The sequence below is a fragment of the Actinoplanes derwentensis genome, assembly GCF_900104725.1.
In the GTDB taxonomy this organism is placed as follows: Bacteria; Actinomycetota; Actinomycetes; order Mycobacteriales; family Micromonosporaceae; genus Actinoplanes; species Actinoplanes derwentensis.
In genome coordinates, this window is record NZ_LT629758.1 from 10,231,374 (window position 1) to 10,245,623 (window position 14,250).

A 14,250-nucleotide genomic window follows, 5' to 3' on the forward strand; every position below is an offset into this window, starting at 1 on the left:
CCGGCCCGGCGATGACCGTGACGGTGTCACCCGACGAAACGGTGGATCATGTCCGAGCCAGACCCTAGGCTCGTCGCACTCGACCTGGACGGCACCCTCCTCAACCGGCAGGGGCGCGTGTCGGACCGTGTGGGCCGTGCGCTGCGCATGGCCCGCGGTCGCGGATGGACGCTGGTTCTCGCCACCGGCAGGCCGTGGGCCACGACCAGAACCGTGGCGGGCCAGTGCGCCGACCTGGGTGACTGCTGGGCGGTCTGCGCTGACGGTGCCCTCTTGTACGGGCCCGGCGAGGAGAAGCCGGCCTACCGACGGCTGATCGACGGGCGGGCCCTGGCGGGGCTGACCGTTGACCTGCCCGACTTGCTGCTGGTGGCTGAGCAGCAGTCCGGGATCTACCTAGGCACGGAGGAACTGCCTGCGGGCGAGTTCGCCGGGACGCAGCAGACCGCGGGCTGGGAGGTGGTGTGCGAGGTGGCCGCTCCCCGTCTGTATCTGCGCACCGCCCACGCCGATGTCGCGGATCTGCGGCGGCGGCTCGAGGAGCCCCGGCTGTTTACGCCGGTCGTCTACTCCCGCGACGGCTACACCTGGGCGGACCTCACCGCGGCCGGCGTCTCCAAGGCCAGCACGCTGGAGTTCCTGAGAGCCCGGTTGGGCATTCCGGCCGCGGCCACGATCGCGGTCGGCGACAGCTGGAACGACATCGGCATGCTTCGGTGGGCCAACCTCGGCGCGGCGACCGGGGACGCCGCATCAGAGGTCGTCGCAGCGGCCGACATCGTCATCCCGTCCTGTGCGGACGACGGTGTGGCAGTCCTGCTGGAGTGCGAGGCCGGCGGCTGACGTCACCGTAGCCGCCTCGGCGGATGGACACCGCAGGGCTGCGCGTCGCGCAGCGGTTTCGAACACCTCGACGACATGCGAAGGGATCCGGACGTGGGACCACTTGAGACAGTGCGGCTTCCGCTGGAGGACAACGCGAGCCGCTCCGGGCCGTTCTCCTGGGCTCAACTGGGAATCACCGAGGGATACCTCGAAGAAGTCGATCTACCCCCCGAGGTACGAGCGAAATTCGACCTGCACGCCACGCTCAATCTGCGGGGGCGCTGGCGTTCGCCGGCAGCCGATGTCATCGAGACACTCCGGCGCATCGTGAACAGGCATGAATGCTTCCGAACGACCGTGCATGACCTGCTGGCGGAGCGGCCGAACCAGAAGGTGAACTCGGTGACTACGTTTCCGGTCGTGGTCAGCGAGACTTGTTCCGGCGGCAGCACCGAGGCCCTCAGGAACGAACTCTGTGGAAACTTGATCGATGTCCGCGACCCGCACCTCGTTCGGATCGGCATGGCGAACAGCCAGGACGTCTGCGAGAGCATCGTCATCAGCGCGTCCAGGATGGTGGTGGATGGCTGGGGGTTTTCGAACCTGGCGAGAAACATCATGCAGGAGATCGGGGGAAAGGAGGAGGCGCATTCCCCTGATTTCCATCAGCTCGATCAGGTGGCGTGGGAGGACGGAGCCGCCGGACAGGCTCGGCACATCGCGGCCATGGCGTTCCGGGAGCAGGTACTGGAACAGCTTCTTGCTGCCTCGATCCCGTCTCGGCCGAGGTTGTCTCCCACCCACGGATACGAGGCTCGCTGCGAGGGTTCTGCCATCACCGGCCTATGCGAGCGGATCGCCGCAAGATATTCGACAAGTCCTTCGTCGGTGCTGCTGGCGGCCTTCGGCCATACCGTTTCACGCCTCCTGAACCAGAAGAAAATCGGCATCACCTTGAGCTATGCCGATCGCGGCGACGCATCGCGCAAATCGTCTGTGACGAGGCTGAAGAACGAGGCGATCATGGCCTATGCCGACGGAGACAGTTTTCCCTGCGTGCTCCAAAAGACGTTTCAGTCCGCGCTTTCCGCGTACTCGAGGGCCGGCGTCGACCCGGTCGCGCTTCGCCGGGCAGGTGTCAGCGCTGCGCTGCACGGAGCCCAAGATGTTCGCTTTGAATTCAACGATGCCCGCGGGCCGTTCCATCGAAATGACAGATTGCACGGCACGGCCAGGCCGGCGCACGGGGCGGACGATCGCATAGGCGGTCCGCGCGTACGAACGGTCATCGACGGAAAGCCACCGCGACTCGGTCTCTGGGTGGGCCCTTCGTTCAGTGATTTCGCGGGAAAGACGTCACTGACGGTCCGGACCAACATTCTTTCGAGGGAGGACACCGCGGCGGTCCTCCGTGGCACCATCGACGTTCTGCGGAATCAGGCCGTCTGACCGGTCCGGACGGAGATACTATCAATGGTACTATTTCGCATATGACGAGATATAGCCCGGTCTTCGCCGAGATGCTGGAGGCAAACGACGTTCGAGCGTTTATCTATGACCTCGAAGGCACGATTCTCGACACCGAAGGGGCCTGGGACGCCGCTCAAGAGAAGATGCTGGCGCGACACGGCCGCCGTTACGATCGGGACGGCGTCAAGCATCTCCTCACCGGCCGGTCGGCCGCCTCGGCGACCCGCATCCTGCTCGACTTCCACGGGGTCGACGCTCCACTGGCCGCCGTCGTCGCCGAGCGGTTCAGCATGATCCAGGCCGAACTGGCCGCGGGTGCGCCGTTCGTCGCCGGGTTCCAGGCCTTCCACGCCGCGGTCCCCGAGTGGATCGGCACCTGTGTGGCCACCGGCATGACGCCGGAACTCTTCGAGATCGTCGAGAAGCCCGCGGGCATCTCCAGCCTCTTCGGCGGCCGCGTCTATCAGGCCGATGCGCTTGGTCTGCCGTCCAAGCCGGCACCTGACCTGTTCCGGCACGCCGCCGCCGTGCTGGGGGTGCCGCCCGCCAAGTGTGTCGTGTTCGAGGACGCGCCGAACGGTGTCGCCGCCGCCCGGGCGGCCGGCATGCGCTGCGTGGCTCTGGCTACCACCCACGCGCCGGACCTGCTCGGCCCAGCCGACCTGGTGATCTCCGGCTGGGCCGAGTTGGCCGGGCTGGTACCGGTCAGGCGGAGCGGGCCGGGCCGCGCCGCCTGACCGGGCTCATCCCGGGCCGAAATGCGGGAAGTAGTCGGCACATTCGCCGGTGCGGCGCACGTCCCATGTCGCGCAATGCAGCGATCCGCCGAACTCGTAGACGTTGCGGAACGGCACCGTGATCACCTCGAAGCCCTCGGCCCGCAACAGCCGGTGAACGCCGACCTCCGAATCCTCGCAGATGATGGTGTCCGGGCTGATGCTCAGCACGTTCATCGACAGCCACCTCGACGACTGGCAGTACTTCGGCATCTCGTCGTTGGTGGAGCTGGCCTCCGGCGCGTCCAGGAACCGCCAGTCGTTCTTCGTGAAGAAGGTCGCGTCCTCGTCCTTGATCGGCCGGTCCGGGTTGGTCAGGACCAGCCCGGGGCGCAACGGTACGAAGGTGCAGTCGATGTGCGACGGAAAGAAGTCCAGCGGGAAGTGCACCGGATGGACGCGGAGGCCTCGCGGCTCCAGCTCCCGGCGCAGCCACGCGATGCCCGGCCGGTTGGTCGTCATCGACTCCTGGACGAAGACGTCCCGGCCCATCCTGGTCATGTCGGCGGCGTCGAAGACCGGCTCCTCCTGGCCGACGCAGAACTCGAACTCGTGCATCCGGGCGAACCGCTCCTCCTGCGTCAGCTCCCAGAATTCCTCGCGGTACATGTCGTCGGCCATCGAGGGTTTCGGGGCCGCCGTCCAGATCATGCGGGGGTCGCGGTTCCAGTAGTCGCGGATGAGCCGGCGATACGGCAGGTATTCGAAGTACCGGGCCCGGCGCGACATCGTCGCCTCCAGGACCTGCCGGCCCAGGGTGATAACGACGTCGCGCGGGCAGACCGAACAGTACTGGGTGGGCACGTCGAACTCGGGCGTGCGCAGCGGATGGTCGAAGTTCACCACGTCCGGGCGCCGTACCACGATTCCACGATCGGCCAGCAGCGCGGACAGGTTGTCGAGTTCCTCATTGGCCCGGCGGATCGTCTCGGCGCTCTTCGGGCCGACCGGAAACGTCTCTCCCGGAGCCCGCGGGCCGCGGATCTGCGGCCGGTAGCCGGGCTCGGCCGGGTCGAAGCAGGCGCCGTCGGCCCGGCCGACCACGACCTCCTCGAGCGGGTCCCACTCGTTCCACGAGCTGACCACTGTGGGCACTTCCGGGCCGGAACTGCCGGCGAGGCCGGCATCGGTCGGGGACGTGGTCACGGACATGTTCATGCTCCCGTCGTGGTGTTGAGTGCCTGCGTCGCGCTGGGACACCCCGCGCCCGCCGGATGTTCCGGGCCGAGATCGACGGCCAACCTGTCGGATGGCACGGCGGCGACAGGTGTCACAGCCGGCCCAGGAGCTGGCGGATCGCGGCGGTGGCGTACGACCCGGACGGCAGGAAGAACCGCAAGTGGACGCGGTAGCGGCCGGGCAGGCGGTCGTCCGGCTCCGACGCGCCCACGGCGATCGTCGTCTGCACCACGGTCGACCGGTGCGAAATCCGCGTCACCAGCTCGCCGTCGCGGATGGTGTGCCGGGAGTACGGCAGTGCGGCGGCGGTGCCGAGGACGGCCACGGCGGCCTCGGTGGATCGCACGTAGCGGTACTCGAGTCCGTCGACAGTGAGGTCGAACAGCTCGTCCAGAGCAGCCTTGCCGGTCACCTCCCGCAGCGTCTCGTTCCACTGGTAGGACGCGTCGGCGGCTAGGTAGAAGGACGTCGTCCGCCAGTCCAGACCGGCGAAGAAGTCGGCCGGCCGACCGGTCCAGGCCGCGGCCGACGCGCTCTCCGGCGCGTTCAGCCCGATCAGCTCGGACAACGCCTGGTCCCAGTCGCCGGCCAGGATGGCCGATCCGACGAGGTGGGTCCGTTTGGGGCCGGCTGGCACGCCGAATCGCTGGGTGTCGTAGTAGTTGAGGTAGAACAGGGTGATCTTGCGGGCGTCGGCCAGTGCGGTGGCCCGAGCCTCGTCGAGATTGCGCAGCACGATGCGGAACGCGTTGCCCTCGAGGCCGCCGATCTGCAGTTCCTCGCGGCCGGCGCCGTACGGCAGCACCTCGAGCGACCGGTCCGGATCGGTGTCGAGGCGCCAGCCCTCACCGGTGACCGCCCCGGCCGGCACCGCGATCACCTGCTGGGTGATGCCGTCCTCGTCCTTCAGGCCGCCGTAGGTCACGTCGGTCGAGGCGAGACCGAAGTGCTCGGCGACCAGGCGGATCGCCTCCATCGTGGTGTAACCGCGTTTGCGCAGCAGCAGATAGTGCTGGTCGGCATCCCCGTCGATCAGGTCGACCACGAGGGACTCCTGGACCACGAAGTCCGCCGGGGCGTACTTGAGGATCGGAGCCGTGCCGGCGCCGTTCGGTCCGACCTGCATAAGTTCGGGGGTCATACCCGTACTCCTCCTTGTCGTGTGGTGTCCGACAACAGCCGGAGCGCGGTGTGAGCGACCGCCATGACGGTCAGGTTGGTGTTGGCCCTGATCGGGTCGGGCAGGGCGGACGCGTCGGCCACGTACAGGCCGTCCACGTGCCGTACGGAGAGATCGGGCCTCAGAACGGTGAGCGGGTCGTCCGCCGAACCCGCGCGGGCGGTGCCGACGGGGTGGTGGCCGGGCTGGACGTTGGCCAGGATCCAGGCGTCCAGGGCACTGTTGTCGGAAAGCGTGTCCTCGGTGGGCCGGTGGATCTGTTCGATCATCTCGGTGAACGGCTTCCGGCTGAGGATCCGGCACACCCAGCGGACACCCTCGCGGTGCCTGGCCAGATCCTCGGGGTGATCGGTGAAGCTGTAGGAGATGAACGGGTCTCGGCCACCGGGCGCTAGGTGCACGGTGCCCCGCGAGCCAGGGAGCATCAGGTTGGCGGTCAGCGACGACGCCACCGCGGACACCCAGGCACGGGCCAGATCGGGACGGTAGCTGGGCAGGTCGACATGGTTGATCAGGCAGAGCTGCATATCGTTGCGCCGGCTGCCCGGAGCCGTCGAGGTGTATCGCAGCAGGGCCTGTACACACGGCACACCATCCCGCTCGTCGAGATCGCGGAACAGGAACGGCACCGGGACCTGCGAGTGGTCGGCCAGGTTGGCGCCGACGCCGGGCAGGTCGGCGATCGGGACCACGCCGGCCGCCTCGATCTCGGCACGCGGGCCGAGGCCGGAACGCAACAGGACCACCGGGGTCCCGTACGCGCCGGCCGCCAGCACCACGGTCGGTGCGAGGGCGACTCGCGCTTCCGGCAAACCGTCCGCTGTGTACTCGACGCCGACGGCGCGCCGCCCGGAGAAGACCACCCGGTCCACCGTGGCCCCGCTGAGCACCGTCAGGTTGTCGCGCGCCCTGGCCGGATCGAGAAAGACCAGCCGGGCCGAGAGCCGCCCGCCGTCCACCGTGAGGTTCAGCGGCGCCAGACCGACCCCGGTGGTGCCCGGCTCGTTGTGATCGTCGACCGCGGCGAACCCGAGCGCCTGGCAGGCCGCCACGAACGCCGCCGAGGCGTGGGTCAGCGTTGCCGCCGCCGGTCGCCGGATGGCCAGCGCACCATCCCGCCCGTGGTGTGGCCCGGCGAAGTCGGTGTCGCGTTCGAGGTCCCGAAACGAGCCCAGCAGGTGCTGCCAGTGCCACCACGGCGCGTCCGGGGCCGACAGGGCGGCGAAGTCGGTTGGTTCGGGCCGCAGTGCGATGCAGCTGTTGATCTGCGAGGTACCGCCGACCACCCGTCCGCGGGGCAGCGGGATGCGCCGCCCGGCCGGCCCGTACGCGTTCAGCCCCCAGTCATGGGAGCCGAACGCCGGCGTCGTGCCGTCGTGCAGGTCGGCCGGCAGCGCCCGGACCGAGTAGTCCGGCCCCGCTTCGAGCAGCAGAACACGGTGGCGGGGATCCCGGGACAACCCGGCGGCGAGGACGCACCCGGCCGAACCGGCGCCGACGACGATGTGCGTGAACGTCATCGCGGTGCCTCCGCGCCGGCCGGTTCGAGCGCATCGCGTACCCAGTCACTGAGCTGGGCCGGCGTGCGGAAGCGCCAGATCTGCGGCCCCGCCCGGCCCGGTGTGAGGACGGGCGCGAGGCTGTCACGCAACCGTCGTCCGCCCGAGGTCACGGCGTAGCGCAACGCGTGGTGGGGGTTCCACAGTACCGACAACATACCGCCCTCTCGATTGCCCGCCCACAGCACCTCGTGGTGGATCCGGCGCAACCAGCTCCGCAGGACCACACTGGTCGCGGTGACATGACACGGGTAGTCCAGCCAGATGACCAGGTCGGCGCGCTCGGTCAGCAACGGGATGACCTCGTCGTACTGCCACTCGGTCACCCAGCGAGGCCCGCTCAGCGCTGCCTCGGCGACCTGTGCCAGGTCGTCGCGCCGGGTCCAGCCGGGCCCGTAATAGAGGCTGTCCAGCTCGACCCGTTCCAGGCCGTGCGCCCGGGCCAGGCGGGCCGCCAGGGTGGTCTTGCCGGCACCGCTGGCGCCGGCCACGGCGATGCGGGCGTGCCGCTCGGTCAACCGGCCGGGCGACGTCGCCCGGGTGCCCGGCCGGCGTGCGCGCTCAGCCATCCGGGTCCTCGCAGACCGCCGCGTCAACCGCCGCCGCGACGAGGCCGGCCAAGGTCTTGACCCCCGATTCGTCGATGATCAGTGGTGGGATGGCCATCAGGTGCTGCCGTTGCCGGCGGAGAATGACGCCGGCCTCCCGGGCGAGCTTCTCGGCCCGCTCGGCGAGCGTCTCGGACGTGAATTCCACCGTGACGACCAGGCCGAGGCCTCGCACGTCGTGGACGCCGGGCAGGTCGGCCAGCGACTCCAGCAACACCAGCAGTTCGCCGCCGCGCGCCGCCGCGTTTTCGGCAAGCCGATCGGTCTTGAGTATGGCGAGCACCTCCAGGGCCACGGCGCAGGCGACCGCGTGCCCGCCGGTGGTGTGCCCGTAGCGGAGCACGTCGGGTGGCGTGGCGCTGTCGTAGCTGCGGAAGATGCGGTCGTCCGCGCTGGTCGCGGCGATCGGCACGAACCCGGCGCCCAGCCCCTTGCTGGTGGTGACGATGTCGGGAGTGATGCCCTCGTGCTCGAATCCGAAGATCCGGCCGGTCCGGCCGAGTCCACAGAAGACTTCGTCGAGAATGAGCAGCGTCCCGGTCTCGTCGCAGAGCCGGCGCAGCCCGGTGAGGAAGCCGCGCGGCAGGATGACACCGCCGCCGACGTTGAGCAACGCCTCGACGATGACGGCGGCGACCGGCTCGGCCAGCAGGGCGTCGGAGAAGAGCCGCAGCAACTCGTCCGCCGAGGCGTCGCGCAGCTCGCGAGCGTCGGTTGGCAGGGCGATCCGGGTGACAGGTACGGCGATCGGCAGGTCGGCGGTGTTGCCCGGCAGCCCGGTCAGCGACTTGGCGAGCAGGGTGCTGCCGTGATAGCCGTCGGCGAACGACACCAGGGCCGACCGTGGCTGCCCGATGTTGCGCCAGTAGTCATGGGCCATCTTCACGGCCAGTTCGGTCGCCTCGGAGCCGCTGTTGACGAACACGGTGTGCCAGGAGCGGCCGGCCGGGAGGAGATCGGCCAGCGCGACGGCGAGCCGTCGCGCCGGTTCGTGTGCGGCCACGCCGAGGTCGACGTGGCACAGCCGGCTCAGCTGGGCGGTGGCCGCCGCGACCAGCCGGGGCTCGCCGTGGCCGCAGTTGGCGTTGAGCGCGCCGGACATCGCGTCGATGTAGGTGTGCCCGGCCGCGTCGGTCAGGTGGTAACCGGTCCCGTAGTCGTAGACCGTCTTGCCCTCCTGCGCCGTCGCCGGGTTCCAGGGATGCCAGAGTGCCGTCATGGGTTCCTTCCGATCCTCGTTCGCCCACACGGCGGCTGTGCGCCACCAGGCGTCGTACGCAAGCAGCCGGTCCATGACCCGCGTTGATCCATCGATCTCGAACGAGATGTCGACCACGGCATCGGTCACCGCGTGCGGTCCGTCGAAAGACCGGCCGACCGCTCCGGCACCGCTGTAGCGCACCGTGCCCGGCACGGTGCAGCTCTCCGGCAGGGCGACCAGCGTGCCCCGGTGCGGTGGGAACCATCCCCAGCCGTGCCGCTGCCGCGGGGCGGCGGCGAAGCACTCGGCATGCGGCGCCAGGCCGAGCTGCTGCCGGATCGGTTCGCCGTAGAGGCTGACCCCGAAACTGCGTTCGTACGCCTCGGCGATGCCGGCACCGCCGGCCCGCGACGCGATCTCGCAGAGCACCGGTTGACCGTCCGGGCGGACGAAGTACTCGGCGTGGAACGCGTGCATGCCCTCGGCCGGTGGCAGCGCGGCGACCACGCGGGCCGTCGTCGCCAGCAGCCGGGTGGTCAGGGGATCGGCCGGTGGCAACATCGCACTGAGGTTCGGCCGGGCCTGGTACATGGTTTCCCACTGCTGGTACAGGTAGCGCGACGGCCACGCCTGGACCATCGCGCCGTCGAGCATCAGGCCGTCGACGTGGAACATGTCGCCGACCACGAACTCCTCGACCAGAAACCGGTCCACGTCATCCAGCGTGGACAGCAGGTGGTGCAAATCCGCGGGGGACTCGGCGACGTGGGTGTCCTTGGAGGCCACGCCGGCGACCGGCTTGACCACGAAGCGCCCGCCACGGCCGGTGAGCCGGGCCAGTCCCGGCGCGTCGGTGGCCATCGCCATGGCGGCGGTGCCGAGACCGGCCTCGGCGCAGTGCGACTTCATGACGAGTTTGTTCCGGTAGGCGACGGCGCTGGCCACACTCTGCCCCGGCAGGCCCAGGTCGGCCCGGACCTCGGCACAGCGGATCACGTCGACTTCGGTGGTCGACAGGAGCCGCTCGGCCCGAGAGCGGACGCAGGCGTCACGGATCAGTCCGGTGACCGCGGGGGCGTCATAGTCGTCTAGCACCGTCACCGCCACACCGGCGGCTCGCAGCGCAGCCATCCCGCCGTCCGCGCCGATCGAGTGGTGAGAGGTCAGCAGCGTGACCGCCGCGCCGGACTCACGGATCCACCCGGCCAGCTCGAGCAGAATAGGCCGCCGGTTGACGAGCACGGCGGTGCTGACGGCGCTCATGCCTCGACCGAGTCGGGAAGCAGGAATTCGACGAACCGCTCGGGTGGCGAGAACGGGCGCATGAACGCAGCCGCCTTGACGTCGCGATAGCCACGTTCCAGCGGATGGCCGGCGGTGTAGCTCCGGCCACCGCAGATCTGCATCGCCGCGTCGATGACCCGGTTCGCCGACCGCTCGACGACGATCGACGCGATCAGGCAGTCACGCAGCAGCGACCGGCCGACCGTGACATCGGCCCGGCGGGGTGCGGTGGAGCGGAACATGTCGTCGATGCGGACGAGCGCGTCGCGGAACACCGCGGTCGCTTCGGCGAGAGCGATGGTCAGCTCGGCCATCTGCCACTGCGTCACCACCGCGTCGGACCGGCCACGGGCCGACGGCGACGAACGGCCCTTGGCGAACTCGGTCAACGCCGTGTCCCGGGCGGCCTCGGCCATGCCCAGGTATGCTGCCACGATCGGGATGGATGCGGCCGCACGACCCTCGAAGTCGGTCGGATCCGGGGTTCCCCACCGGCCGCCGGCTCGGACCAACCCGGCTGGCACGGCCACGTCGGCGAACCGGACCGCACCGCTGCCGGAGCCGCGCAGGCCGAGCCCGCGCCAGTCGTCCAGCACGGTGACCCCGGGGGCATCGGCCCGGATCATGGCGGTCGCCATCTCGTATCCGCCGTCGCGCTCGGCGCGCAGCCGCGTGTAGAAGTGGGTTGCCGCCGGGGAGTTGGATACTAAGATCTTGGTCCCGGAGATCACCCAGCCGTCCCCGGCCGGGCAGGCCGTGGTCGTCGGCCGCCACGCTTCGGCACCGGGCTCGGCGACAGCGGATCCCAGCACCATCAGCCGGCGGCCGATCTGGTCCAGCCACTGCTCCTGCGCCGGCCGGCTGCCCGGCTCGGCGGTCTCGACGGTCCGCGCGAAGTAGACCGCCAGTGCCAGGTGCATGGACACCGCCACACCGACCGATCCGTCCGCCGAGGCCAGTTGCTTGACCAGCAGCGAGACATCATGCAGCGAGGTGAGCCCGAGGCCGCCGGCGGCTGGCGGCGCGCTGACCGCTAGGACTCCCTCGTCGCGCAGCCGGGCCATACTCTCGGCCGCGAAGCGGCCCGCGGCATCGTTGGCGGCGGCCTGCTCGCTCAGGAACGGCGCTAGGCGACGGGCGGCCTCGACCGCCTCGCGTCCGGCGTCGGTCACCGGTTCGATCACACACTCGCCGGGTAGCACTCGAAGTTCCTCCATCTGAACACGCGTCCGAGCGCGACGCCCGAACCGGCTGGTCGCTGCCATTCGGTGAAGTCTCCCCAGCGGTCACCTGGATACCGCCGTACGAGATAGCCGGCGCTCTCGCCGCGTATTGACCATCCGAGCGCACCGGCGATTTTGACTTCGGTCAGCATCGGGAAGGTGACTTCGTCACCAGGGAACCGTCATTGTCATTGACGGCGTTTTTTGAGCTTTCTGTCGCCTGTCTCTATTTTCCCCTGGAACTGTTCTGGTGGACGCGTCGCGATATATAGCCGGGAGAATGCGGTCCTCGGTCCACTGGGCGCGGACGCCATGGGCAATGAGATCGAGCCGCTCTATTTGTCCGTACTCCCCCATGCATGTCACGGCCAGATCGGGTTACAAGTACGTAGAGTAGCGATCATCGAAGTGGTGTCAACTGGTCTTTAGTCGACGGCACGCCATTTCGAACTGGTTATCACAAACCTCGGAGCGATCTTCCCAGTTCGGGGCGGACGGCCCGGTGAGTCTCGGTATTCGAGTGTGATCCATATCACAATTCGATTCACTGCGGCCAATGGAAGTTCCGTATCAAATGAATGCGACCGGAGTGATGCCGCTCCCGGATGGCCGCTCAGGACCGTGTCCAGGGCTATCACGGCCCGTTTCAACATCATCCGGCGAGTCTGAGGATGGTGAATGGCCTGGTCATGTTCCGGTTAGCCCAGCGGGTGGCTTCGGTGATGTCGGTGCGGCCGGCCAGGCGTAGGGCGTTGATGGCGAGGTTGCGTAGTGAGGCCAGTACGCGTGGCCCGGAGCGGGTGCGGATACGGGAGTGGTCCTCGCGGTAGCAGGTGTCGCGGATGAAGTGCAGGGTTTCTGATGGCCCACTGGCCGCGGTTGAACGCGGCGATCTCGGCCGGTCCGGCAGTCTCGGCGGTGTGGCTGGTGAGGCCCAGTTGCGCCGCGGCGGATTGCCGGCCGTCGCTGGCGGTGACGTTGTGCATGCCGAAAACCTCATCCACCCTGGTCACAGCCATGTGATCGCCGTGATCACCAAGTGTTGGAGCAGCCGGTTCCCGGCGCGGGTCCGGCCGGCTGAGTCGCGACAGTGGTCGACATCGAGCGCTGCGCGGCAGTAGGGGTGTGCTGTTTCGACTGGCCTGCCTCGGCGTGGCCAACGCCCTCGCGCTGCTACGGCTGTTGCCGATGAGTGACCGCGACAAGGACGCCGAAATCCTGGTGTTGCGGCACCAGATCAAGGTCCTCGAACGGCAACTCGGCGGCGACCGGGTCCGGTTCCCCTCGGCGGATCGGGCCTGGCTGGCCGCTCTATTGCATCCACTATCCCGACCGGTGCTGCACCGGCTGCGGCTGCTGGTGCGCCCGGACACGGTGTTGCGCTGGCATCGTGACCTGATCGCCCGCCGGCACGCCCGAGAGTCCCGGCCCCGCCGGGCCGGACGGCCACGAACGATCCGGTCGATCCGTGCCCTGGTGCTGCGCCTGGCTCGAGAGAACAGTGGCTGGGGCTACCGGCGCATCCACGGCGAACTCCTCGTCCTCGGAGTAAAGGTCGCCGCGTCCACCGTGTGGGGGATACTCCACGACGCCGGCATCGACCCGGCACCCGAACGCACGCACAGCACCTGGGCAACCTTCCTGCGCTCCCAAGCCCGAGGCCTGCTCGCCGCAGACTTCTTCGAGACCGTGACACTGACCGGCACCCGCCTGTACGTCCTCGCGGTGATCGAACACGCCACCCGTCGCGTCCGGGTCCTCGGCGCCACACCCCATCCCAGCTCCGCCTGGGTCACCCAGGCCGCCCGGAACCTGGTTATGGACCTCGAAGACACCGGCTGCCAGGTCACCCATCTGATCCGTGATCGCGACGGCAAGTACCCGGCCCTGTTCGACGCCTTACTCGCGGATGCCGGCATCGAGGTCGTGCTCACCGGGGTCCGCATGCCCCGCATGAACTCGATCATGGAACGCTGGATCCAATCCTGCCGCCACGAACTCCTCGACCGGACCCTGATCTGGAACCAGGCGCATCTACTGCACGCCCTGCGCGAGTACGAACGCCACCACAACGAACACCGGCCACACCGAGGCATCGCGAACGCCCGACCCCTGCGAGCACTACCCGAACCGACCACGGAACCAGCAGCCCTCGCACGTCTGCGCGTCCACCGACATGATCGACTCGACGGACTGCTCCACGAATACGAGCATGCCGCCTGACCAGCACGGATGGCATTCTCGGCACCCGCAACGTCCAGGGTGATCGCGTCGAGGCCGGTGACCCGGTTCCATCCAGTCACGGAATCGGTGAGGCGTCCGACGACGCCAGCCGCGTCGGCGCCGGCGGTGAGTCCTACATCAAGACGTACGGTCGACTCCGCAGCGGCGGCCGGGGTGACCCAAAGCCCGGTCAGCAACACGGCGATCAGGCTGGATGAGATGGCGCGCACGGATGGCTCCCGCATCGAGATCAATGAAGATGCGGGAGACTCTAACCGCAGCGGTACGGTCCCGTCACGTCGTTTCCGTCGGATATTCGCGCGGTCACTGCTGCGCGACCGTTATGGGCGTTAGCTGGCGACAGCGGCAATCTCGGCCTCCATGGCGACGAGAAGAGGCTTGTTCAACATCGCTCACCGTCTGCACCGGTCACACTGTCGACGCCGCCATCAGGCGCGAGCCAAGATCCCGTTGCGCAGACTCACAGGTGATTCTTAGGCAAAATCGGGGAGAGGTTTCTAACCGGGTGCTCGCGGTCGTCTTCTTCGAGGGCGGTGAGGGTATTCCTGTGGCTGTAGCGGTGTTTTGAGGCGGTCCCGGTCCGTGGTGGTCGTCTGAACGGCTGTCCTGGTTCTGTCTTTCCCGGTCGGCTGGCGGCCGGGTCGGTGGGCTGCCTTTCGCTGATCGCATCTTCTCGTCTTATGCCGCAAATCCGTACCGTT

General features: G+C 68.6%; 10 protein-coding genes. 4 read left to right on the top strand and 6 right to left on the bottom strand.

Annotated features, from left to right (window positions below; all coding sequences use genetic code 11):
• Positions 1-48 precede the first annotated feature (48 nt).
• The 3 genes from BLU81_RS45720 to BLU81_RS45730 all read left to right on the top strand — a co-directional run bounded on the left by BLU81_RS45720 (position 49) and on the right by BLU81_RS45730 (position 3,032).
• Entirely contained in the window at positions 49-843 is a 795-nt protein-coding gene (locus BLU81_RS45720; RefSeq protein ID WP_092555801.1) for an HAD family hydrolase, read from the top strand.
• A gap of 93 nt (positions 844-936) precedes the next feature.
• A complete protein-coding gene (locus BLU81_RS45725; RefSeq protein ID WP_157752071.1) occupies positions 937-2,274 on the top strand; it encodes a condensation domain-containing protein in 1,338 nt (445 codons plus the stop codon).
• A gap of 41 nt (positions 2,275-2,315) precedes the next feature.
• Positions 2,316-3,032 carry an HAD family hydrolase gene (locus BLU81_RS45730; protein ID WP_157752072.1) on the top strand — a complete coding sequence of 239 codons (717 nt, stop codon included), beginning with the start codon at positions 2,316-2,318 and terminating at the stop codon, positions 3,030-3,032.
• Positions 3,033-3,038: 6 nt separating this feature from the next.
• Here BLU81_RS45730 and BLU81_RS45735 read toward each other — a convergent pair whose 3' ends face one another.
• From BLU81_RS45735 to BLU81_RS45760, 6 genes are all read right to left on the bottom strand, one after another.
• Positions 3,039-4,223: an arginine deiminase family protein gene (locus BLU81_RS45735; protein WP_157752073.1), complete on the bottom strand. Its 1,185-nt coding sequence runs from the start codon at positions 4,221-4,223 to the stop codon at positions 3,039-3,041.
• 118 nt (positions 4,224-4,341) lie between these two features.
• Entirely contained in the window at positions 4,342-5,391 is a 1,050-nt protein-coding gene (gene truD / locus BLU81_RS45740) for a tRNA pseudouridine(13) synthase TruD (protein WP_197686062.1), read from the bottom strand.
• The gene (locus BLU81_RS45745; protein WP_092555807.1) at positions 5,388-6,950 is read right to left on the bottom strand and encodes a GMC family oxidoreductase; all 1,563 of its coding nucleotides are present in this window, start codon (positions 6,948-6,950) and stop codon (positions 5,388-5,390) included. Before BLU81_RS45745 ends, truD begins: the two co-directional genes overlap by 4 nt.
• Complete coding sequence (locus tag BLU81_RS45750) at positions 6,947-7,558, bottom strand: AAA family ATPase (RefSeq protein WP_197686063.1); 612 nt, start codon at positions 7,556-7,558, stop codon at positions 6,947-6,949. The genes BLU81_RS45745 and BLU81_RS45750 overlap by 4 nt, the downstream gene beginning before the upstream one ends.
• The gene (locus BLU81_RS45755) at positions 7,551-10,061 is read right to left on the bottom strand and encodes an aminotransferase class III-fold pyridoxal phosphate-dependent enzyme (RefSeq protein ID WP_092555809.1); all 2,511 of its coding nucleotides are present in this window, start codon (positions 10,059-10,061) and stop codon (positions 7,551-7,553) included. The genes BLU81_RS45750 and BLU81_RS45755 overlap by 8 nt, the downstream gene beginning before the upstream one ends.
• On the bottom strand, positions 10,058-11,254 hold the full coding sequence (locus BLU81_RS45760) for an acyl-CoA dehydrogenase family protein (RefSeq protein ID WP_197686064.1): 1,197 nt from the start codon (positions 11,252-11,254) through the stop codon (positions 10,058-10,060). The genes BLU81_RS45755 and BLU81_RS45760 overlap by 4 nt, the downstream gene beginning before the upstream one ends.
• A 1,176-nt stretch (positions 11,255-12,430) precedes the next feature.
• On the opposite strand from BLU81_RS45760, the gene BLU81_RS45770 reads away from it, so the two are divergent.
• Positions 12,431-13,528, top strand: a complete 1,098-nt coding sequence (locus tag BLU81_RS45770) for an integrase core domain-containing protein (RefSeq protein WP_092555815.1) — start codon at positions 12,431-12,433, stop codon at positions 13,526-13,528.
• Positions 13,529-14,250 lie beyond the last annotated feature (722 nt).